Source organism: Gordonia crocea, assembly GCF_009932435.1.
Lineage (GTDB): Bacteria > Actinomycetota > Actinomycetes > Mycobacteriales > Mycobacteriaceae > Gordonia > Gordonia crocea.
On sequence record NZ_BJOU01000014.1, the window covers coordinates 1 to 19,975 of the forward strand.

Here is a 19,975-nt window from a genome sequence, read left to right on the forward strand (position 1 = left end):
TCTGATCGGCGCCGCCCGCAGGTACTTTCGGCCACAGCGAATCGTGATCGGCCACGCCAACGATGATCCGGTCACGCGCGTGTACGACCATTTCACGACGATCATCCGGCAGCGCCGACTGCAGATGGTCACGCTCGACGACTACTTCGCTCCGCGCTGATCACGGCGACCAGACAGAGGGCCGTCATCACGGTCGCCGCGGTCGCCGCGATGGCGACCAGCGACGTCACCGAGTCGGCCCACCCGAGAATGGCCACGGCCTCGAGAGCGGTGCAGGCCCAGACCGCCAGCCCGATGGTCGTCCGCCGGACTGCGATCACGGCCAGGAGGAGCAGCGCGAGCAGGGACAGCACCGCGCCGGTGGCGGCGAACAGCCACAGGATCCCGGTCAGCGGCCGGTACTCCTCGCCGACGATTCGGGGGACGAGGGGGGACAGCACCCAGGTCCCGACGACGGTGACGGCGCCGATGCCAGCCACCACGCCTAGTGCCATCCGCAGCGAACGGGAGTCGCGTTCGGGCGCGGCGAGGCGCGGATAGACGACCGTGCCAATCGCCTGGGGCAACCAGAAGGCGGCCTTCGTCGCCACCGCGCCGAGGGCGTAGACGCCAGCGTCGGTGGCCGAGAGCACCACGCGGGCCAGCAGCAGGTCCAGCGATACCGCCACCAGCAGCGCCAACTGGACCTGGGAGGCGGCCAGCACGCTCCCTACCCCGGCACCGCTGCTGAAAGTGTTCCCCTGGTGGGCATCGGGGGGAACACTTCCCTTGGCGGTATCGGAGGGGGAGATTCTCAGCAGACTCCAGGCCACACCCGCCGCGGCGAGAGTCCCCAACGCCCCGGCCCAGAGTGCGCCGGTCGCCGCCGCCCCTAGTCCCAGCGCCACGATGATCGGTCCCGACCGCAGTAGGCCGACCAGGCCCAACAACCATCCGAGGCGGTGGAACTGGCCGCGCCCTTGCAGGAAACCCTGGGCGGCGGCGGTCACCGTGATCAGCGGAGCCATCACCAGGCCAGCAGCCGCTGCGGACATCGGTATCCGGGTGAGCGGCACCAGCACGACGCCGGCCACCAGGGAAAACATCGCCACCAGGGCTGCCGCCCGCAGCCCCAAGGTGGTCAGCCCCGGCCGGCCCCGCACCACCTCGCGTGCGATCACCGCCTGCACCGCCATCGACGGCGCGGCCGCGATGACCATCGCCGCCATGACCACGCCGAAGACCCCATAGTCGACCGCGCCCAGGGCGCGACTGGCCGGCAGCGCCACCAGGTAGGCCGCGATATTGGCGACCATCGCCCCGACAGTCACCGCTCCAACTGAGCGCACGAGCCCGCCGCCGACAACCCTCACGGCATTAAGTCTGCCCGTTGTGCCCGGCCGCTTTGGCATCGCCGGGAGGGATAGGCGACGATAGAGGGCGTGTACGACCAAGAATTCGTGACCAACCCCGACGCCGAGGATGTTGGGTCGCGCATTGATCCGGTACTGGCGCGCAGCTGGCTGCTCGTCAATGGTGCCCAGTTTGAGCGGTTCGAACCGGCTTCGCGGTCGCGTGCCGACATCGTCATCATCGACATCGAAGACGCGGTAGCGCCGAAGGATAAGGTGGCCGCCCGCGACAATGCGGTGCGATGGATGACCGAGGGCCACGACGACTGGGTCCGCATTAACGGTTTTGGTACTCCCTGGTGGGCTGACGACCTCGCGGCACTGTCGAAGACCTCGGTTGGCGGCGTCATGCTGGCCATGGTCGAGTCGATGGACCATGTGACCGAGACGGCGAACCGGCTGCCCAATGTGCCGATCGTCGCGCTGGTGGAGACCGCCCGCGGCCTGGAGCGGATCGGCGAGATCGCGTCGGCCAAGGGCACGTTCCGGCTGGCCTTCGGCATCGGCGACTTCCGCCGCGACACCGGCTTCGGCGAGAACCCAATGACGCTCGCTTATGCGCGGTCGCGCTTCACCATCGCGGCGAAGGCCGCGCACCTGCCCAGTGCGATCGACGGCCCCACAGTCGGTTCGAGCGCGCTGAAGCTCTCGGAAGCCACCTCGGTCAGCGTCGAGTTCGGCATGACCGGCAAGATCTGTCTGACCCCCGACCAGTGTGCGCCGGTCAACGAGGGCCTCTCGCCCTCGCAGGACGACATCAAGTGGGCGCGCGAATTCTTCGCGGAGTTCGACGCCGACGGGGGCGAGATCCGCAATGGTTCGGACCTGCCCCGGATCGCCCGGGCCACGAAGATCCTCGACCTGGCTCGGGCGTACGGGATCACCACCAGCACCTATGCCACCGACGAGGCCGGGCATTCCACCGCACCTTCGGATACGTACCACTATTGAGTCGACGCGGGTCGGGTGCACTGCTCGCGGTCAGCGCGGGCAGCAGCGCACTCGTCCTCGGCGCGGGGATGCGCGGCGGTTCGCTGCTCATGCGCGATGCGGTGTCGACGCCGCGGTCCTACCTGACTGACGCCGCACTAGGCCTGGGCGAGAGCCCCGCGCGGGCGGTGCCCCAGGACGCGCTGTTGGCGATGGTCGGCGCCGTCCTTCCGGGGACGGGCGTCGTCATCGCCCTGACCTGGATCGCGTTGATGCTCAGCGGAATCGGCGCCGGGATCCTTGCCGGACGAGTCGTGTCCGACGCTGGCTGGGCGCCTCGGTGCGCTGCGGCGCTTGTCGCGGTGTGGAATCCGTGGGTCGTCGAGAGAATGATGCAGGGCCACTGGAGCTTGTTCGCCGGGTACGCCGCCATCCCGTGGATTCTTGTTGCCGCCGAACGTATTTGGCGTTCGGAGGCAGCGGGCTGGCCGCTGTTGTGGGCTGCGGTTCTCGGTGCGGGGCTCACCCCGACCGGTTCCGTGCTGGCCGCAGCCGCGGTGCTGGCGGCGGTGATCCTCCCGGCCCCGACCAACCCGCGACGACTCTTCGCGGCATTGGCCGCCGTGGTGATCGGCGCTGCACCGTGGCTCGTTGCGACCGCGCTGGGATCCGCGTCGACGGTCGGGGATCCGGCCGGGGCGCAAGTGTTCTCGTTGCGGGCCGAGCCGGGCCTGGGGCGCGTGCTGACTGCATTCGGCATGGCCGGAATCTGGAATGCCGACGCCGTGCCCGCGAGCCGCACCACGTGGTGGGCCGCGGTCGCGACGGTCCTGTTCCTCGCCGTGGTGGCGGCCGGGTGGTGGCACCTGCGCCGTCGGGAGGGTCGAGAATCCCGGGGGCTGGCGATCATCGCCGCGGCGTTGGCACTCACCACCGTCGCCTTCGTCGTCCTCGCGTCGACGAGTTGGGGAGTCTCGACGATGGGGTGGGCGGTCGAGCACATCGCCGGGGCCGGGCTGTTCCGGGACACCCAGAAGTTCCTTGCGTTGTGCCTGCCCGCCGTCGCCATCGGGGTGGCGGGGGCGGTTGCGGGTCTGGGCCGGTTCGTCCCGGCCGGGTTCGCGCTCACCGGTGTGGCGGTGCTCATCGTCGCACCGCTTCCCGATGGTGCGGCGCGCCTCCATCCGGTGGACCTGCCCGCCGACTGGCAGACGGTGGCCCAGATGATCCCGAAAGATCAAGGGGCGGTGGCACTCTGGCCCACCGGAATGATCCGGGACTACTCGTTCACCTCGACGCCCAGCCTCGACCCGGCGCGGCGACTGCTACGCGCACCGGTCCTCGAATCCGGTGCCCTCGACATCGACGGCACGACCGTCGACGCCAACCCGACGCGCCGCGCGGCCGCGTTGGAGCGCGCGCTGACCGAGGGGGCCGGGCCGTCGGTGTTGGCGTCTCACGGGGTTGGCTGGGTGCTCGTCGAAGAACCGGAGCGCACGGGCACTCCATCTGGGCTGTCCACGGCGACACCGGTTTTCGACGGCGACTATCTGCGGCTGTACCGGATCGAGAACCCGGCGGTCATTCCCGGGGCGTCGGCGTTATCCCGCGCGGTGGTCATCGGGGCCCACCTGGTGTGGCTGCTCGGGTTGTTTTCCGCGCTGGTACTGGTGGCGGGCCGGATCGGTCAGCGCGGCGCCAGGACCTGCTCGAAGACCGCGGTGAATCCGTCGGCGGTGGCCGACCAGGAGTAGCCGGCGGCGGCCTCGCGGGCCGCCGTACCCAGGCTACGGGCCTCGTCGGGGTTCTCCAGCAGTTCGCGGGTGGCGGCAGCGAGCTCAGCCGGGCCGTCGACGAGCAGCCCAGTCACCCCGTCCTCGATCGAATCGGTCAACCCGGCCGAGCAGCGGTACCCGATTGTTGGCACGCCGTGCTGTGCTGCCTCGATCACCGCGATGCCCCACCCCTCCTTGCGTGACGGCATGAGGTGCACGTGCGCGCTGGCGAGCAGCTCGTGTTTGCGTGCCTCGGATACGTGGCCGTGGAAGTGGACGCGGTCGGCGATGTCCAGCGCCTCGGCATGGGCGCGCAGCCGGTCGCCCCACCAGCCGCCGCCGACGACGTCGAGGGTCAGGTCGGGGATATCGGTGCGCAGGGCGGCGACGACTCCGAGGGCATGCTCGACCTGCTTGTGCGGCACCAGGCGGGACAGGGCAACGATCCGGTACTCGTCCGCGGCCACATCGACCGCGTGCGGCGGGTCGATCCCGGCGCGCACCACCGAGATCCGCGTCGGGTCGACGCCGAGGCCGACGAGCTCGTCTCGTGACGGTGCCGAGACGGTGACATAGCGTCGGTGGCGATGCGCCCACGGCGACAGTCGCGACTCGATCCACCAGCCGATTCGCGACAGCACCGGACCCGCGACCGGCCACTGCTCGCGGTGACAGTGGTGCACCAGCACGACGACGCGCCGGGTCAGCAGCGACGCGAAGAACGGCACCCCGTTCTGGGTGTCGACCACCACGTCGGGAAAGATGCCGCGTAGCGGTCCGATGCCCAGCCGTGCGCCGGCCAGGATGAGCAGCGCGCGCGGATACACCGACAGCCGTCCGCCGCGGCGGATGATCCGCACGCCGTCGACGACGGTCTCAGCGTCGCAGCCGGGGAATGCCGCCGTCAGCAAGGTCACTCGGGCGCCGCGCCTCGCCAGTTCGGCGCCGACCCGTTGGATGTAGCGCTCACTGCCGCCGCCTTGGGGGTGTTCAAGATCGCGCCAGCACAGCAGGGTGATGACGGGGGCGGACGCGGGGGCGGACATAACTCCGACCAGGATACGCACCCGGGTGGCGACTACTGTTCCTGCTGTGTTCGACCGCATGAAACGCCAAGCGACGTGGCGCCGGGCCTGGGGCCTGCTCCGCGACTTCCGCTACGAGCAGTCTGATCCGGCGCGCTTCTACGGCGCATTGGCCGTCGATACCGCGGAGATGGTCGATGCGCTGGCAGGCACGGGAGGGGCGGTGGTGCTCGACGTCGGGGGTGGGCCGGGCTACTTCGCCGATGCCTTTGCCCGACGCGGGGTCCGCTATCTGGCCGTCGACCCCGATGCCGGCGAACTGCGCGCCGCTGGGCTGGCCCACCGCACGACGGTGCGCGCGGCAGGGGAGGCGCTGCCGTTCGCCGACGGCTCGGTGGACGTGTGCTTGTCGTCGAACGTGGTGGAGCACACGCCGCGGCCGTGGGAGATGGCTGACGAGATGATCCGGGTGACCCGCCCCGGTGGGGTGATCATCATCAGCTACACGCTGTGGTGGGGGCCATTCGGCGGGCATGAGATGGGGCTGACCCACTATCTGGGCGGTCACCGCGCCGCGGCCCGCTACACCCGGCGCCACGGGCACCCGCCGAAGAATTTCTACGGCGAGTCGCTGTTCAAAGTCACTGCGGCACAGGGGCTGGCGTGGGCAAGAAGTGCGCGCGGCGCCTCGTTACTCGGCGCCTTCCCTCGGTACTTACCCCGGTGGATGTGGTGGGTTCTCAAGGTTCCGGGCGTGCGCGAGGTCGCCGCCACGAATCTGGTACTGGTGCTGCGTCGGGACGGGTGATGCGGCACCCGGCCGGTTTGTGTCAGCGGTTTGCCCGTCACACGGCGAGTCACTGGCTAGTGTGGTGCCAGTCATAGCGGTCCGCTAACCTGATCGTCGGACAACGCCCGTAGTCAGAAACCCGTTAGGGCTGGTGGGCACGAGGGGAAAGGTGCACATGGCACTGCGCAACGTTATCGAGCAGATCTCGGACACTATCGGCGCCATCAAGGTGCTCCAGAATTCCGGAGCGATCAATCTCAAGCAGCCCAGGAAGGCGGCCGAGGCGGCCAAGCTGGCCAAACTGGTGGGGCCGGTCGCCACGGTGGTCGGACATGTTGCGAGCGAGTATCCAGGCCAACCGGCGGTGGTCGATGAAGCAGGCACCCTGACGTACGCAGAGTTGGATGCGCGGGCCAACGCCGTCGCCAACCAATTGCATGCCGATGGTCTGCGCCAAGGCGATGTGGTGGGCGTGATTGCCCGCGACCACCGCGGCCTGTTGACGATGATCGCCGCAACCGGCCGAGCCGGGATCCGGCTGGCCATGATGAACACCGGCTTCGGCAAGCCGCAGTTCAACGAGGTGGCTGAGCGTGAGGGCATCAAAGCCATGTTCTACGACGAGGAGTTCAGCGACCTCGTTGCCGACTTCCCGGCCGACAAGCGAACCCTTACCTGGGTCGATACCAAGGCGCCCAAAGGAATTCGCGTCCTGGAGGACATCGCTGCCACCGGCAACACCGCGAAGCCGCCGGTTCCCTCGGAGTTCGCCGGATTCGTCATCCTGACCAGCGGAACGACCGGGCTGCCCAAGGGGGCCCAGCGCGCGAAGCTCTCACCGTTCGCCAGTGCGCTCATCCTCGACCGGATCCCGCTGCCGCAGCGCAAGGCTGCGGTGATCGTGTCACCCATCTTCCACTCCACCGGGTGGGCGATGTGGGGGGTGTCCACGGCACTGGGCAACACCGCCGTGCTCATGCGCCGCTTCGATCCGGAGAAGACGCTGCAGGCCATTGCCGAGCACAAGGCCGAGGTGCTCGTCGCGGTCCCGACCATGCTGTACCGGATCCTCGCGTTGGGTGACGAGGTCATCGCCAAGTACGACACCTCGTCGCTCAAGACCGTCGTGGTCGCCGGGTCGGCGTTGCCGCCTGCCCTGTGTGAGCGGTGGCAGGACACCTTCGGCGACACGCTGTACAACCTGTACGGCTCGACTGAGGTCGCGGTCGCGGCCGTCGCCCAGCCGAAAGACCTGCGTCTGGCGCCCGGGTCTATCGGGAAACCGCCCATCTCAAGCTATCTGCGGCTTTACGACGACAACGACAAACAGGTCACCGCGCGCAACGTGCCCGGCCGGCTGTTCGTGCGCAACGGTGCGCCGTTCGAGGGGTACACCGACGGTCGCAGCAAGCAGGTCATCGACGGTTACATGTCGACCGGCGACATGGCGCTGCGCGACGAACACGGCCTGTGGCACATCGCCGGGCGTGACGACGACATGATCGTTTCCGGTGGGGAGAACCTCTACCCGCAAGAGGTGGAGAACCTGCTGGCGGCGCATCCCGATGTTGCCGATGTCGCCGTGATCGGGGTGGACGACGAGGAGTTCGGCAAGCGGCTGCGGGCCTTCATCGTCGCGGCCGAGGGTAAGCAGCCCACCGAGGACGAGATCCGCGCCTACGTCAAGGCAAATCTGGCGCGCTACAAGGTGCCGCGTGATGTCGTTATTGTCGACGATCTCCCGCGTAACCCGACCGGCAAACTCGTGCGCCGGGAATTGCCAACTGGGCCGCTGACCTAGCCGACCTGCCCCAGCGCAAGAGCCCGACTGCTGCAGCAGTCGGGCCCTTTTGCGTCGCGGATCGCGGGTGCTCAGTACCAGCCGTAATAGTGGCGACGGCGGTGCGCATCCCACATGCGGCGGCGGTAGCGGCGGCGGTGGCGCCAGCCCGGGCCGTAGCCATCGTTCCCGTATCCACCGTGGTGGCGCGGGCGGTCGTAGTCGTAATCGTGGTGGTGACGAGGCATCGTCTTGTCCTTTCGTGCCGGGGTCGAACTCTTCAACCACCAAGAACGTATCCAGCGCACCTCCGCAGCAACGTGTCACAGCCTGGACGGTTCCTGGGAATCCGTCCGCCAGGGTTCAGACAATGTCGGCGCGGTGTTCGTCGGGGACTCCGCGCCCGTCCCGGACAACGGTCGGGGCTACCGCCTACCCTGGTCCCATGCCGTCGTTCGATCCGTTGGAGTTCTTCACCGCCGCGGATCTTTACGACGACTTCGATCCCGGCAGTATTCAACGGGGGATCGGCTACGCTGACCGCGGCCGCATCATGAACCGAACCTGGTCCGACGACGGGCTGTCGTTGCGCGCCAAGTGTGTCGGCTCTGGGCGTGTCTACGACGTCGTTGTGCAGTTCGCGGCCCAGGGGGCCGGTGGCCGCAGTCTGACTGTCGCAACGTGCACCTGTCCGGTCGGTGCTGAGTGCAAGCACGCCGTCGCGCTTCTGGTCACCGAGTCGCGGGACCCGGCAGCAGGGGCAGGGGGCCCGGCGGGCTCCCCCTGGCGCACGGTCCTGGGCGGGCTTACCGCGCAGACGGCACCGGGGCCTTCGGCGGTGGCGCTCGGCCGTTCGTTGGGTATCCAGTTTCATCTGCCCAAGGCCACGCAGTACGCGCAACACCCGGCGCCCACCATCGCGTTGGTGACCACGGGCAAGACCGGAAGTTGGATCAAGACCGGGATCAACTGGACGGCCACGGTCGCGGGGTCGGGCTATGTGCCGGGGATGTCGGGGCGGTTCGACCCAGAACAGTACGACGACGAGCAGTTGCGCGCGATCCGCGGGATCGCCCGTGCCTTCGCGACGAACTATCAGGCACACAGCGGTGGTTCACTCGCGCTCGGCTCGGCCCCCGCCGACATTTGGGATCTGCTGGAGCGGGCTCGTGACGCGGGGGTGGCCCTGTTGCCATCGCCGACGCTGGGCGTGGCGTCGGTGGAGTTGATTAAGACCTCCGGAGTAGGGCTGGAGGTGTCTCGTGCCACCGGCGACCGCGGTGGGATCACCGTGCGGACCTTCGTGCACGTCAACCACGAGGCGTACGACGGTGGACCGGTGGGGTTGATCGGTGTCCCCCGCCCGCATGGGATGTTCTCGATCAGCGGGACGGCAATGCTGATCGGTCCGTTCACTTCGCCCGGTGATGACCGTGGGCTGGAGCGTCTGCTCGCCGCCCCGGCGATGCACATCCCCGAGGAGGAAGTGGCGGAGTTCGCCACCGAAGTGGTGCCGACGCTGCCGGCGTCGTTGCCGGTGCTCGTCGACGACGAGGCCATCGTCAAGCCGAGGATCGACGGGCCGTTTGAACTGCTGCGGATCGACCTCAACGAGCAGGGTGCGCGGGTCCGCTGGGGTGCCGCTTACGAGATCAATGGTCGCCTCAAGCCCGTCGCCGCGGGGTCGGGCGCACTGGCGTACCGCGACGTCGAGGCGGAGTCACGTGCGCTGGCGCAGGTGCGCGACGCGATGCAGACGGTCGCCGCGGTGTGCGGCCGGTGGCGCAACCAGGCCATCCACCACCTCCAGCAGGACATGCGCAACGCAGGTCCACCGGCCCGGGTCGAGTTGCAGAACCGGATCGACGATCTTGCCGAAGCGCCGTCGGTGCCCGACGCCGCCCGGATCGCCGATGTGGACCTGTTGCGTCGCGTCTATACCTATTCGCCCGTCGACGCCGCAGTGCTCTGCCACGAGGTGTTGCCGCTGCTGCGCGAACACGGGATCCACGTCGAGGTCGACGGTGACGCGGACCGATTCCGCGCCGCGCAGGGCGATCCGGATATCACGCTGACCGCCGACGACGGCGGCAACGACTGGTTCAACCTGCACGTGCGGGTCGAGGTTGACGGCGCGGTGGTGCCGCTGGACCGGCTGATCGTCGAGTTGAACAGCAGCGCGACGCACATGCTCCTCGACGACGGGACCTACTTCCCGCTCGACCATCCGGCGCTGGCGCGGCTGGCCGAGTTGCTCGACGAAGCACGGGCGCTGGGGGAGATCGAGGGATCGCGGGTGCGCCGCGAGTCCTACAACGCGACGTTGTGGGAGGAACTGCTCTCCCTCGGCGTCGTCGACGGCGATCTGGTCCGGTGGCAACAACGGATGGTCCACCTCGCGACGGCGTCGCTGCCCGAGCCCGGCACCCCGCCACCCACGCTGCAGGCGCAGCTGCGCGACTATCAGCTCGACGGCTACAACTGGCTGAAGTTCTTGTGGGACAACCGGATCGGCGGAGTCCTCGCCGATGACATGGGGTTGGGCAAGACGGTGCAGGGATTGTCGTTGATCGCCAGCGCCCTGCAGGACGATCCCGACGCGCGGTTCTTGGTGATCGCACCCACCAGCGTCGTCGGGAACTGGGTGCGCGAAGCAGCCAAGTTCTTACCGTCGGCGCCAGCGGTATCGGTGTCGTCGGTGCGGACCGACGGGCCGGTCGACGAGCAGATCGGTGACGCGCGGATCGTCGTCACGTCGTACACCCTGTTCCGGCTGCAATTCGACGCCTTCGAGTCCTTCGATTGGGCGGCAGTGTTCTTCGACGAAGCGCAGTTCATCAAGAACCACAACGGCAAGACCCACCAGTGCGCCCGCCGGCTCACCGCGCAGATGAAGGTCGCGATGACCGGCACGCCGATGGAGAACAGCCTGATGGAACTGTGGGCGTTGCTGTCGGTGAGTGCGCCGGGACTCTTCCCCTCGCCCAAGGCGTTCACCGACTACTTCCGCAAGCCGATCGAATCCGGTGCCGAGCCGCAGCGCCTCGCCCTGCTGCGCCGCCGGATCCGCCCGATCATGCTCCGGCGCACCAAAGACCAAGTGGTGAAGGATCTGCCGCCAAAGCAGGAACAGATCCTCGCCCTGGACCTGCACCCCAAGCACGAAAAGATCTACCAGACCCGGCTCAACCGTGAACGGCAGAAAGTCCTTGGGCTGCTGGGGGATTGGGAACGCAACCGGTTCGAGATCTTCCGATCGCTCACCATGCTGCGACAGCTGAGCTTGCATGCCGGACTGGTCGACGAGAAGGATGCCGGTGTCGCGTCGGCGAAGATCGATCATCTCGCCGAGCAGTTGCCCGAGCTGATTGCCGAGGGGCATTCGGCGCTGGTGTTCAGCCAGTTCACCGGATTCCTCGCGCTGGTGCGCGAGCGTCTCGATGAGCTGGGCATCGGCTACGCCTACCTCGACGGGTCGATGACGGCGAAGGCGCGCTCGGCCGAGATCGCCCGGTTCACCGGTGGGCAGGTGCAGGTCTTCCTGATCAGCCTCAAGGCTGGCGGATTCGGGTTGAACCTGACCGAGGCCGACTACTGCTTTGTGTGCGATCCGTGGTGGAACCCGGCCGCCGAAGCCCAAGCTGTCGACCGAGCCCACCGCATCGGCCAGACTCGGCCGGTGACCGTGTACCGCTTGGTGTCGGCGGGGACCATCGAGGAGAAGGTCATCGCGCTGCAGGACCGCAAGCGCGAGTTATTCACTGCGGTGGTCGACGAGGGCGACTTGTTCGGCGCCGGGATCAGCGAGAGCGACATCCGCGAGTTGCTCGGCGAGGGAACATTGCCGACCTGAGGACCTGCCAGAAGTGGTCGAATTGAGGGGCCTGGAGGGCATATTTCCCTCGACCCCCCGGATTTTGGCCACTTCTGGCAGCAATGACGGTGCAGGCGCACGCCGGTCGGGCATGGTGGAGTCATGCGCAAACTGATCGTGCTGTTGGGTGCCGGGGTGCTGGCACTCGGGCTGTCCGCGTGTGATGTCCGCCCCGGTGCGGGTCCGGAGAAGTCAACGAAGGTTGTGACGATCGTCGCGGTCGTTGACGGCAAACCCGCCAACGGGTTTCACATGGAACCGATGACTGGCGACAACACCATCGACTGCCAGTACGCGACGATCAGTCGGGCGGCGACCACGATGGGGGTGTTTGGCGGGTGCGGTGCGTCGGCGCAATCGGCCGATGTGTGTTGGCCGGGGAAGGACAACACGTTGCTGTGCGGGGTGACACCGTGGGACAAGGTGCTTATCGGCTGGACGATCACCGCGGGGCAGTTGCCGCTGGGTGCTGAGCCGAAGGCCGAGCCCGAGCCGTGGGGGATGGAACTGGCTGACGGCCGCAAGTGCCGCGCTCGGGTGGGTGGCGCGTGGGGCGGGAGATCCGATGGGATGGTCGGCGCCTACTCGTGCACCGGCTCGCAGCAGGAGGTTGTGCTGCAGGGCGGCGACGCTGCTACCGCCGTCGACCGTTCGACTCCGATCTGGACGGTCCAGGTCGGCAAACTCGGTGCCGGGGCGCCTGACTTTGGCCCACCGAGCCGGGTCGGGGTTCGGGTCGCCTACTTCGCCGGGGCGCAGGTAGGAGGATGACACCATGGCATTCACCGATAGCGAACTGGCCTATTTGAAGAGTCAACGGTTGGGTCGTTTGGCGACGCAGAAGCCGAACGGCACGCTGCAGAACAGCCCGGTCGGCTTCTCGGTCAACGACGACGGGACGGTCGATGTCGGGGGATACAACATGGATCAGAGTCGCAAGTATCGCAACGTCGCTGAGAACGGCCGGGTAGCACTCGTCGTCGACGATCTCGCCTCGGTCAAGCCGTGGCGGGTCCGCTGCGTGGAGATTCGGGGGCCGCGGCGAGGCCGTACCCGGTACCGGGGAATCGGGCGCGATTGTCCGGATCCATCCCGAACGGGTGATCAGCTTCGGCCTCGACGAGGAGCGCGAAGCGCACAGACTCACGGTCAACTCCCGCGATGTGTAGGCCTTCCTCGGCGATCCGCGGTGGCGTACGGAGCATCGTCGGGACCGTTCGTGGGTTGTTACCATTCGGCGGATCGACCTATCGTCGATGGTGGTAGACGAGCATGTTGGGAGTCGACGATGAAGACAGCGATCGTTGCTGGAGCAATCGCCCTGGCCTTTGGGGGGCCGGCGCGGCCCATGCCGAACCGGATCAGCAGTCCGAGCGCAGCGTCCTGATGGGTACCGCCTGCCAGTCCGTCGGCGACACCGCCCAGGAGCCGAGCGATGGATCGCTGGTGGTGTGCGGACATGAACCCGCAGGTCGGCTACCCGACAGTGGCTGGCACCGTGATTCGCTGCTGAGAAAAGCCCCCAGACGAGGCGCCGAGGGAAGTCTTCCCTCGGCGCCGCGTCTGGGGTGCTTTTCTCAGCAGCGAATCACGGTGCCAGCCAGGTCGGGTAGCCGACCTGCGGGTTCATGTCGCACACCACAGCGATCCATCTGCTCGGCTCCTGGGCGGTGTCGCCGACGGACTGGCAGGGCGGTACCCATCAGGACGCTGCGCTCGGACTGCTGATCCGGTTCGGCATGGGCCGCGCCGGCCACCCCAAAGGCCAGGGCGATTGCTCCAGCAACGATCGCTGTCTTCATCGTCGATCCCAACATGCTCGTCTACCACCAATCGACGATAGGTCGATCCGCCGAAGGTAACAACCCAACGAACGGGCCCGACGATGCTCCGTACGCAACGCGGATCGCCGAGGAGGCCTACACATCGCGGGAGTTGACCGTGAGTCTGTGCGCTTCGCGCTCCTCGTCGAGGCCGAAGCTGATCACCCGTTCGGGATGGATCCGGACAATCGCGCCCGATTCCCCGTACCGGGTACGGCCTCGTCCGGCGGCCCCGAATCTCCACGCAGCGGACCCGCCCACGGCTTGACCGAGGCGAGATCGTCGACGACGGATGCTACCGGCCGTTCTCAGCGACGTTGCGATACTTGCGACTCTGATCCATGTTGTATCCCCCGACATCGACCGTCCCGTCGTCGTTGACCGAGAAGCCGACCGGGCTGTTCTGCAGCGTGCCGTTCGGCTTCTGCGTCGCCAAACGACCCAACCGTTGACTCTTCAAATAGGCCAGTTCGCTATCGGTGAATGCCATGGTGTCATCCTCCTACCTGCGCCCCGGCGAAGTAGGCGACCCGAACCCCGACCCGGCTCGGTGGGCCAAAGTCAGGCGCCCCGCACCGAGTTTGCCGACCTGGACCGTCCAGATCGGGAGTCGAACGGTCGACGGCGTAGCAGCGTCGCCGCCCTGCAGCACAACCTCCTGCTGCGAGCCGGTGCACGAGTAGGCGCCGACCATCCCAATCGGATTCTCCCGCCCCACGCGCCACCCACCCGAGCGCGGCACTTGCGGCCGTCAGCCAGTTCCATCCCCACGGCTCGGGCTCGGCCTTCGGCTCAGCACCCAGCGGCAACTGCCCCGCGGTGATCGTCCAGCCGATAAGCCCTTGTCCCACGGTGTCCACCCCGCACAGCAACTGTTGTCCTTCCCCGGCCAACACACATCGGCCGATTGCGCCGACGCACCCGCACCCGCCAAACACCCCCATCGTGGTCGCCGCCCGACTGATCGTCGCGTACTGGCAGTCGATGGTGTTGTCGCCAGTCATCGGTTCCATGTGAAACCCGTTGGCGGGTTTGCCGTCAACGACCGCGACGATCGTCACAACCTTCGTTGACTTCTCCGGACCCGCACCGGGGCGGACATCACACGCGGACAGCCCGAGTGCCAGCACCCCGGCACCCAACAGCACGATCAGTTTGCGCATGACTCACCATGCCCGACCGGCGTGCGCCTGCACCGTCATTGCTGCCAGAAGTGGCCAAAATCCGGGGTGTCGAGGGAAATATGCCCTCCAGGCCCCTCAATTCGACCACTTCTGGCAGGTCCTCAGGTCGGCAATGTTCCCTCGCCGAGCAACTCGCGGATGTCGCTCTCGCTGATCCCGGCGCCGAACAAGTCGCCCTCGTCGACCACCGCAGTGAATAACTCGCGCTTGCGGTCCTGCAGCGCGATGACCTTCTCCTCGATGGTCCCCGCCGACACCAAGCGGTACACGGTCACCGGCCGAGTCTGGCCGATGCGGTGGGCTCGGTCGACAGCTTGGGCTTCGGCGGCCGGGTTCCACCACGGATCGCACACAAAGCAGTAGTCGGCCTCGGTCAGGTTCAACCCGAATCCGCCAGCCTTGAGGGCTGATCAGGAAGACCTGCACCTGCCCACCGGTGAAACCGGGCGATCTCGGCCGAGCGCGCCTTCGCCGTCATCGACCCGTCGAGGTAGGCGTAGCCGATGCCCAGCTCATCGAGACGCTCGCGCACCAGCGCGAGGAATCCGGTGAACTGGCTGAACACCAGCGCCGAATGCCCCTCGGCAATCAGCTCGGGCAACTGCTCGGCGAGATGATCGATCTTCGCCGACGCGACACCGGCATCCTTCTCGTCGACCAGTCCGGCATGCAAGCTCAGCTGTCGCAGCATGGTGAGCGATCGGAAGATCTCGAACCGGTTGCGTTCCCAATCCCCAGCAGCCCAAGGACTTTCTGCCGTTCACGGTTGAGCCGGGTCTGGTAGATCTTTTCGTGCTTGGGGTGCAGGTCCAGGGCGAGGATCTGTTCCTGCTTTGGCGGCAGATCCTTCACCACTTGGTCTTTGGTGCGCCGGAGCATGATCGGGCGGATCCGGCGGCGCAGCAGGGCGAGGCGCTGCGGCTCGGCACCGGATTCGATCGGCTTGCGGAAGTAGTCGGTGAACGCCTTGGGCGAGGGGAAGAGTCCCGGCGCACTCACCGACAGCAACGCCCACAGTTCCATCAGGCTGTTCTCCATCGGCGTGCCGGTCATCGCGACCTTCATCTGCGCGGTGAGCCGGCGGGCGCACTGGTGGGTCTTGCCGTTGTGGTTCTTGATGAACTGCGCTTCGTCGAAGAACACTGCCGCCCAATCGAAGGACTCGAAGGCGTCGAATTGCAGCCGGAACAGGGTGTACGACGTGACGACGATCCGCGCGTCACCGATCTGCTCGTCGACCGGCCCGTCGGTCCGCACCGACGACACCGATACCGCTGGCGCCGACGGTAAGAACTTGGCTGCTTCGCGCACCCAGTTCCCGACGACGCTGGTGGGTGCGATCACCAAGAACCGCGCGGTCGGATCGTCCTGCAGGGCGCTGGCGATCAACGACAATCCCTGCACCGTCTTGCCCAACCCCATGTCATCGGCGAGGACTCCGCCGATCCGGTTGTCCCACAAGAACTTCAGCCAGTTGTAGCCGTCGAGCTGATAGTCGCGCAGCTGCGCCTGCAGCGTGGGTGGCGGGGTGCCGGGCTCGGGCAGCGACGCCGTCGCGAGGTGGACCATCCGTTGTTGCCACCGGACCAGATCGCCGTCGACGACGCCGAGGGAGAGCAGTTCCTCCCACAACGTCGCGTTGTAGGACTCGCGGCGCACCCGCGATCCCTCGATCTCCCCCAGCGCCCGTGCTTCGTCGAGCAACTCGGCCAGCCGCGCCAGCGCCGGATGGTCGAGCGGGAAGTAGGTCCCGTCGTCGAGGAGCATGTGCGTCGCGCTGCTGTTCAACTCGACGATCAGCCGGTCCAGCGGCACCACCGCGCCGTCAACCTCGACCCGCACGTGCAGGTTGAACCAGTCGTTGCCGCCGTCGTCGGCGGTCAGCGTGATATCCGGATCGCCCTGCGCGGCGCGGAATCGGTCCGCGTCACCGTCGACCTCGACGTGGATCCCGTGTTCGCGCAGCAGCGGCAACACCTCGTGGCAGAGCACTGCGGCGTCGACGGGCGAATAGGTATAGACGCGACGCAACAGGTCCACATCGGCGATCCGGGCGGCGTCGGGCACCGACGGCGCTTCGGCAAGATCGTCGATCCGGTTCTGCAACTCGACCCGGGCCGGTTGGACCTGCGTTGCGCATGTCCTGCTGGAGGTGGTGGATGGCCTGGTTGGCGCCACCGGCCGCACACCGCGGCGACCGTCTGCATCGCGTCGCGCACCTGCGCCAGCGCACGTGACTCCGCCTCGACGTCGCGGTACGCCAGTGCGCCCGACCCCGCGGCGACGGGCTTGAGGCGACCATTGATCTCGTAAGCGGCACCCCCAGCGGACCCGCGCACCCTGCTCGTTGAGGTCGATCCGCAGCAGTTCAAACGGCCCGTCGATCCTCGGCTTGACGATGGCCTCGTCGTCGACGAGCACCGGCAACGACGCCGGCAGCGTCGGCACCACTTCGGTGGCGAACTCCGCCACTTCCTCCTCGGGGATGTGCATCGCCGGGGCGGCGAGCAGACGCTCCAGCCCACGGTCATCACCGGGCGAAGTGAACGGACCGATCAGCATTGCCGTCCCGCTGATCGAGAACATCCCATGCGGGCGGGGGACACCGATCAACCCCACCGGTCCACCGTCGTACGCCTCGTGGTTGACGTGCACGAAGGTCCGCACGGTGATCCCACCGCGGTCGCCGGTGGCACGAGACACCTCCAGCCCTACTCCGTAGGTCTTAATCAACTCCACCGACGCCACGCCCAGCGTCGGCGATGGCAACAGGGCCACCCCCCGCGTCACGAGCCCGCTCCAGCAGATCCCAAATGTCGGCGGGGGCCGAGCCGAGCGGCGAGTGAACCACCGCTGTGTGCCTGATAGTTCGTCGCGAAGGCACGGGCGATCCCGCGGATCGCGCGCAACTGCTCGTCGTCGTACTGTTCTGGGTCGAACCGCCCCGACATCCCCGGCACATAGCCCGACCCCCGCGACCGTGGCCGTCCAGTTTGATCCCGGTCTTGATCCAACTTCCGGTCTTGCCCGTGGTCACCAACGCGATGGTGGGCGCCGGGTGTTGCGCGTACTGCGTGGCCTTGGGCAGATGAAACTGGATACCCAACGAACGGCCGAGCGCCACCGCCGAAGGCCCCGGTGCCGTCTGCGCGGTAAGCCCGCCCAGGACCGTGCGCCAGGGGGAGCCCGCCGGGCCCCCTGCCCCTGCTGCCGGGTCCCGCGACTCGGTGACCAGAAGCGCGACGGCGTGCTTGCACTCAGCACCGACCGGACAGGTGCACGTTGCGACAGTCAGACTGCGGCCACCGGCCCCCTGGGCCGCGAACTGCACAACGACGTCGTAGACACGCCCAGAGCCGACACACTTGGCGCGCAACGACAGCCCGTCGTCGGACCAGGTTCGGTTCATGATGCGGCCGCGGTCAGCGTAGCCGATCCCCCGTTGAATACTGCCGGGATCGAAGTCGTCGTAAAGAATCCGCGGCGGTGAAGAACTCCAACGGATCGAACGACGGCATGGGACCAGGGTAGGCGTAGCCCGACCGTTGTCCGGGACGGGCGCGGAGTCCCCCGACGAACACCGCGCCGACATTGTCTGAACCCTGGCGGACGGATTCCCAGGAACCGTCCAGGCTGTGACACGTTGCTGCGGAGGTGCGCTGGATACGTTCTTGGTGGTTGAAGAGTTCGACCCCGGCACGAAAGGACAAGACGATGCCTCGTCACCACCACGATTACGACTACGACCGCCCGCGCCACCACGGTGGATACGGGAACGATGGCTACGGCCCGGGCTGGCGCCACCGCCGCCGCTACCGCCGCCGCATGTGGGATGCGCACCGCCGTCGCCACTATTACGGCTGGTACTGAGCACCCGCGATCCGCGACGCAAAAGGGCCCGACTGCTGCAGCATTCGGGCTCTTGCGCTGGGGCAGGTCGGCTAGGTCAGCGGCCCAGTTGGCAATTCCCGGCGCACGAGTTTGCCGGTCGGGTTACGCGGGAGATCGTCGACAATAACGACATCACGCGGCACCTTGTAGCGCGCCAGATTTGCCTTGACGTAGGCGCGGATCTCGTCCTCGGTGGGGCTGCTTACCCTCGGCCGCGACGATGAAGGCCCGCAGCCGCTTGCCGAACTCCTCGTCGTCCACCCCGATCACGGCGACATCGGCAACATCGGGATGCGCCGCCAGCAGGTTCTCCACCTCTTGCGGGTAGAGGTTCTCCCCACCGGAAACGATCATGTCGTCGTCACGCCCGGCGATGTGCCACAGGCCGTGTTCGTCCGCGCAGCGCCATGTCGCCGGTCGACATGTAACCGTCGATGACCTGCTTGCTGCGACCGTCGGTGTACCCCTCGAACGGCGCACCGTTGCGCACGAACAGCCGGCCGGGCACGTGTGCGCGCGGTGACCTGTTTGTCGTTGTCGTCGTAAAGCCGCAGATAGCTTGAGATGGGCGGTTTCCCGATAGACCCGGGCGCCAGACGCAGGTCTTTCGGCTGGGCGACGGCCGCGACCGCGAACCTCAGTCGAGCCGTACAGGTTGTACAGCGTGTCGCCGAAGGTGTCCTGCCACCGCTCACACAGGGCAGGCGGCAACGCCGACCCGGCGACCACGACGGTCCTTGAGCGACGAGGTGTCGTACTTGGCGATGACCTCGTCACCCAACGCGAGGATCCGGTACAGCATGGTCGGGACCGCGGACGAGCACCTCGGCCTTGTGCTCGGCAATGGCCTGCAGCGTCTTCTCCGGATCGAAGCGGCGCATGAGCACGGCGGTGTTGCCCAGTGCCGTGGACACCCCCCACATCGCCCACCGGTGGAGTGGAAGATGGGTGGACACGATCACCGCAGCCTTGCGCTGCGGCAGCGGGATCCGGTCGAGGATGAGCGCACTGGCGAACGGTGAGAGCCTTCGCGCGCTGGGCCCCCTTGGCAGCCCGGTCGTTCCGCTGGTCAGGATGACGAATCCGGCGAACTCCGAGGGAACCGGCGGCTTCGCGGTGTTGCCGGTGGCAGCGATGTCCTCCAGGACGCGAATTCCTTTGGGCGCCTTGGTATCGACCCAGGTAAGGGTGCGCTTGTCGCCCGGGAAGTCCGCAACGAGGTCGCTGAACTCCTCGTCGTAGAACATGGCTTTGATGCCCTCACGCTCAGCCACCTCGTTGAAACTGCGGCTTGCCGAAGCCGTTGTTCAATCAATGGCCAGCCGGATCCCGGCTCGGCCGGTTTGCGGGCGATCATAGTCAACAGGCCGCGGTGGTCGCGGGCAATCACGCCCACCCATCGCCTTGGCGCAGACCATCGGCATGCAATTGGTTGGCGACGGCGTTGGCCCGCGCATCCAACTCTGCGTACGTCAGGGTGCCTGCTTCATCGACCACCGCCGTTGGCCTGGA

The 19,975-nt window shown here is 67.3% G+C and carries 20 protein-coding genes and 2 pseudogenes; 9 read left to right on the top strand and 13 right to left on the bottom strand.

Annotated features, from left to right (window positions below; genetic code table 11):
• Positions 1 to 160, top strand: a pseudogene (locus tag nbrcactino_RS14995) (polysaccharide deacetylase family protein); the annotation flags it as partial.
• On the opposite strand, the gene nbrcactino_RS15000 reads toward nbrcactino_RS14995, so the two are convergent.
• Positions 129 to 1,310: a polysaccharide biosynthesis protein gene (locus tag nbrcactino_RS15000; protein WP_228460591.1), complete on the bottom strand. Its 1,182-nt coding sequence runs from the start codon at positions 1,308 to 1,310 to the stop codon at positions 129 to 131. The pseudogene nbrcactino_RS14995 and the gene nbrcactino_RS15000 overlap by 32 nt on opposite strands.
• Positions 1,311 to 1,421: 111 nt before the next feature.
• On the opposite strand from nbrcactino_RS15000, the gene nbrcactino_RS15005 reads away from it, so the two are divergent.
• On the top strand, positions 1,422 to 2,342 hold the full coding sequence (locus tag nbrcactino_RS15005) for an HpcH/HpaI aldolase/citrate lyase family protein (protein ID WP_161925573.1): 921 nt from the start codon (positions 1,422 to 1,424) through the stop codon (positions 2,340 to 2,342).
• A complete protein-coding gene (locus tag nbrcactino_RS15010; protein ID WP_186343276.1) occupies positions 2,339 to 4,075 on the top strand; it encodes an MmpA family trehalose lipid delivery protein in 1,737 nt (578 codons plus the stop codon). The genes nbrcactino_RS15005 and nbrcactino_RS15010 overlap by 4 nt, the downstream gene beginning before the upstream one ends.
• Here nbrcactino_RS15010 and nbrcactino_RS15015 read toward each other — a convergent pair.
• Positions 4,009 to 5,142 (bottom strand): glycosyltransferase family 4 protein, encoded by a 1,134-nt coding sequence (locus nbrcactino_RS15015; protein WP_161925572.1) that lies wholly within the window; start codon positions 5,140 to 5,142, stop codon positions 4,009 to 4,011. The genes nbrcactino_RS15010 and nbrcactino_RS15015 overlap by 67 nt on opposite strands.
• Positions 5,143 to 5,200: 58 nt before the next feature.
• On the opposite strand from nbrcactino_RS15015, the gene nbrcactino_RS15020 reads away from it, so the two are divergent.
• Complete coding sequence (locus nbrcactino_RS15020; protein ID WP_161925571.1) at positions 5,201 to 5,929, top strand: class I SAM-dependent methyltransferase; 729 nt, start codon at positions 5,201 to 5,203, stop codon at positions 5,927 to 5,929.
• Positions 5,930 to 6,086: 157 nt separating this feature from the next.
• Positions 6,087 to 7,712 (top strand): acyl-CoA synthetase, encoded by a 1,626-nt coding sequence (locus nbrcactino_RS15025; protein WP_161925570.1) that lies wholly within the window; start codon positions 6,087 to 6,089, stop codon positions 7,710 to 7,712.
• Between the two features lie 71 nt (positions 7,713 to 7,783).
• Here nbrcactino_RS15025 and nbrcactino_RS15030 read toward each other — a convergent pair whose 3' ends face one another.
• Complete coding sequence (locus tag nbrcactino_RS15030; RefSeq protein ID WP_161925569.1) at positions 7,784 to 7,939, bottom strand: hypothetical protein; 156 nt, start codon at positions 7,937 to 7,939, stop codon at positions 7,784 to 7,786.
• A gap of 197 nt (positions 7,940 to 8,136) precedes the next feature.
• On the opposite strand from nbrcactino_RS15030, the gene nbrcactino_RS15035 reads away from it, so the two are divergent.
• The 3 genes and pseudogenes from nbrcactino_RS15035 to nbrcactino_RS15045 all read left to right on the top strand — a co-directional run bounded on the left by nbrcactino_RS15035 (position 8,137) and on the right by nbrcactino_RS15045 (position 12,734).
• Positions 8,137 to 11,544 carry a DEAD/DEAH box helicase gene (locus nbrcactino_RS15035; RefSeq protein ID WP_161925568.1) on the top strand — a complete coding sequence of 1,136 codons (3,408 nt, stop codon included), beginning with the start codon at positions 8,137 to 8,139 and terminating at the stop codon, positions 11,542 to 11,544.
• 123 nt (positions 11,545 to 11,667) lie between these two features.
• Entirely contained in the window at positions 11,668 to 12,336 is a 669-nt protein-coding gene (locus nbrcactino_RS15040; protein WP_161925567.1) for a DcrB/PsbP domain-containing protein, read from the top strand.
• Positions 12,337 to 12,340: 4 nt separating this feature from the next.
• Positions 12,341 to 12,734: pseudogene (locus nbrcactino_RS15045) on the top strand (PPOX class F420-dependent oxidoreductase).
• Positions 12,735 to 13,683: 949 nt separating this feature from the next.
• On the opposite strand, the gene nbrcactino_RS18435 reads toward nbrcactino_RS15045, so the two are convergent.
• From nbrcactino_RS18435 to nbrcactino_RS18535, 6 genes are all read right to left on the bottom strand, one after another.
• On the bottom strand, positions 13,684 to 13,878 hold the full coding sequence (locus nbrcactino_RS18435; RefSeq protein WP_308470346.1) for a PNPOx family protein: 195 nt from the start codon (positions 13,876 to 13,878) through the stop codon (positions 13,684 to 13,686).
• A gap of 4 nt (positions 13,879 to 13,882) precedes the next feature.
• Entirely contained in the window at positions 13,883 to 14,551 is a 669-nt protein-coding gene (locus nbrcactino_RS15055; RefSeq protein WP_228460943.1) for a DcrB/PsbP domain-containing protein, read from the bottom strand.
• 122 nt (positions 14,552 to 14,673) lie between these two features.
• A complete protein-coding gene (locus tag nbrcactino_RS18280; RefSeq protein WP_228460945.1) occupies positions 14,674 to 14,955 on the bottom strand; it encodes a helicase-related protein in 282 nt (93 codons plus the stop codon).
• Positions 14,952 to 15,263, bottom strand: a complete 312-nt coding sequence (locus nbrcactino_RS18285) for a helicase-related protein (RefSeq protein ID WP_228460947.1) — start codon at positions 15,261 to 15,263, stop codon at positions 14,952 to 14,954. Before nbrcactino_RS18285 ends, nbrcactino_RS18280 begins: the two co-directional genes overlap by 4 nt.
• Complete coding sequence (locus nbrcactino_RS15060; protein ID WP_228460949.1) at positions 15,248 to 17,362, bottom strand: DEAD/DEAH box helicase; 2,115 nt, start codon at positions 17,360 to 17,362, stop codon at positions 15,248 to 15,250. The genes nbrcactino_RS18285 and nbrcactino_RS15060 overlap by 16 nt, the downstream gene beginning before the upstream one ends.
• Positions 17,298 to 18,164 carry an SWIM zinc finger family protein gene (locus tag nbrcactino_RS18535; protein ID WP_371864590.1) on the bottom strand — a complete coding sequence of 289 codons (867 nt, stop codon included), beginning with the start codon at positions 18,162 to 18,164 and terminating at the stop codon, positions 17,298 to 17,300. Before nbrcactino_RS18535 ends, nbrcactino_RS15060 begins: the two co-directional genes overlap by 65 nt.
• Before the next feature lie 122 nt (positions 18,165 to 18,286).
• On the opposite strand from nbrcactino_RS18535, the gene nbrcactino_RS15065 reads away from it, so the two are divergent.
• Positions 18,287 to 18,442, top strand: coding sequence for a hypothetical protein (locus nbrcactino_RS15065; protein ID WP_161925569.1), 156 nt, complete (start codon positions 18,287 to 18,289; stop codon positions 18,440 to 18,442).
• A 71-nt stretch (positions 18,443 to 18,513) separates the two neighbouring features.
• On the opposite strand, the gene nbrcactino_RS18540 is transcribed toward nbrcactino_RS15065, so the two are convergent.
• The 4 genes from nbrcactino_RS18540 to nbrcactino_RS18545 all read right to left on the bottom strand — a co-directional run bounded on the left by nbrcactino_RS18540 (position 18,514) and on the right by nbrcactino_RS18545 (position 19,960).
• A complete protein-coding gene (locus nbrcactino_RS18540) occupies positions 18,514 to 18,645 on the bottom strand; it encodes an AMP-binding enzyme (RefSeq protein ID WP_371864591.1) in 132 nt (43 codons plus the stop codon).
• The gene (locus nbrcactino_RS18385; protein ID WP_267130409.1) at positions 18,596 to 18,817 is read right to left on the bottom strand and encodes an AMP-binding enzyme; all 222 of its coding nucleotides are present in this window, start codon (positions 18,815 to 18,817) and stop codon (positions 18,596 to 18,598) included. Before nbrcactino_RS18385 ends, nbrcactino_RS18540 begins: the two co-directional genes overlap by 50 nt.
• Before the next feature lie 419 nt (positions 18,818 to 19,236).
• Positions 19,237 to 19,737, bottom strand: coding sequence for a hypothetical protein (locus nbrcactino_RS18390; RefSeq protein ID WP_267130410.1), 501 nt, complete (start codon positions 19,735 to 19,737; stop codon positions 19,237 to 19,239).
• A 112-nt stretch (positions 19,738 to 19,849) separates the two neighbouring features.
• Positions 19,850 to 19,960 (bottom strand): hypothetical protein, encoded by a 111-nt coding sequence (locus nbrcactino_RS18545; RefSeq protein ID WP_371864592.1) that lies wholly within the window; start codon positions 19,958 to 19,960, stop codon positions 19,850 to 19,852.
• Positions 19,961 to 19,975 lie beyond the last annotated feature (15 nt).

What these genes read in the sequence shown, in the direction of transcription:
- nbrcactino_RS18435 (WP_308470346.1), bottom strand. Translation starts at nt 13,878, where the DNA reads ATGGCATTCACCGATAGCGAACTGGCCTATTTGAAGAGTCAACGGTTG.
- nbrcactino_RS15020 (WP_161925571.1), top strand. Translation starts at nt 5,201, where the DNA reads ATGAAACGCCAAGCGACGTGGCGCCGGGCCTGGGGCCTGCTCCGCGAC.
- nbrcactino_RS15040 (WP_161925567.1), top strand. Translation starts at nt 11,668, where the DNA reads ATGCGCAAACTGATCGTGCTGTTGGGTGCCGGGGTGCTGGCACTCGGG.
- nbrcactino_RS15035 (WP_161925568.1), top strand. Translation starts at nt 8,137, where the DNA reads ATGCCGTCGTTCGATCCGTTGGAGTTCTTCACCGCCGCGGATCTTTAC.
- nbrcactino_RS18385 (WP_267130409.1), bottom strand. Translation starts at nt 18,817, where the DNA reads ATGATCGTTTCCGGTGGGGAGAACCTCTACCCGCAAGAGGTGGAGAAC.
- nbrcactino_RS15015 (WP_161925572.1), bottom strand. Translation starts at nt 5,142, where the DNA reads ATGTCCGCCCCCGCGTCCGCCCCCGTCATCACCCTGCTGTGCTGGCGC.
- nbrcactino_RS15065 (WP_161925569.1), top strand. Translation starts at nt 18,287, where the DNA reads ATGCCTCGTCACCACCACGATTACGACTACGACCGCCCGCGCCACCAC.
- nbrcactino_RS15030 (WP_161925569.1), bottom strand. Translation starts at nt 7,939, where the DNA reads ATGCCTCGTCACCACCACGATTACGACTACGACCGCCCGCGCCACCAC.
- nbrcactino_RS18285 (WP_228460947.1), bottom strand. Translation starts at nt 15,263, where the DNA reads ATGCTGCGACAGCTGAGCTTGCATGCCGGACTGGTCGACGAGAAGGAT.
- nbrcactino_RS18535 (WP_371864590.1), bottom strand. Translation starts at nt 18,164, where the DNA reads ATGTCGGCGCGGTGTTCGTCGGGGGACTCCGCGCCCGTCCCGGACAAC.
- nbrcactino_RS15055 (WP_228460943.1), bottom strand. Translation starts at nt 14,551, where the DNA reads ATGCGCAAACTGATCGTGCTGTTGGGTGCCGGGGTGCTGGCACTCGGG.
- nbrcactino_RS15025 (WP_161925570.1), top strand. Translation starts at nt 6,087, where the DNA reads ATGGCACTGCGCAACGTTATCGAGCAGATCTCGGACACTATCGGCGCC.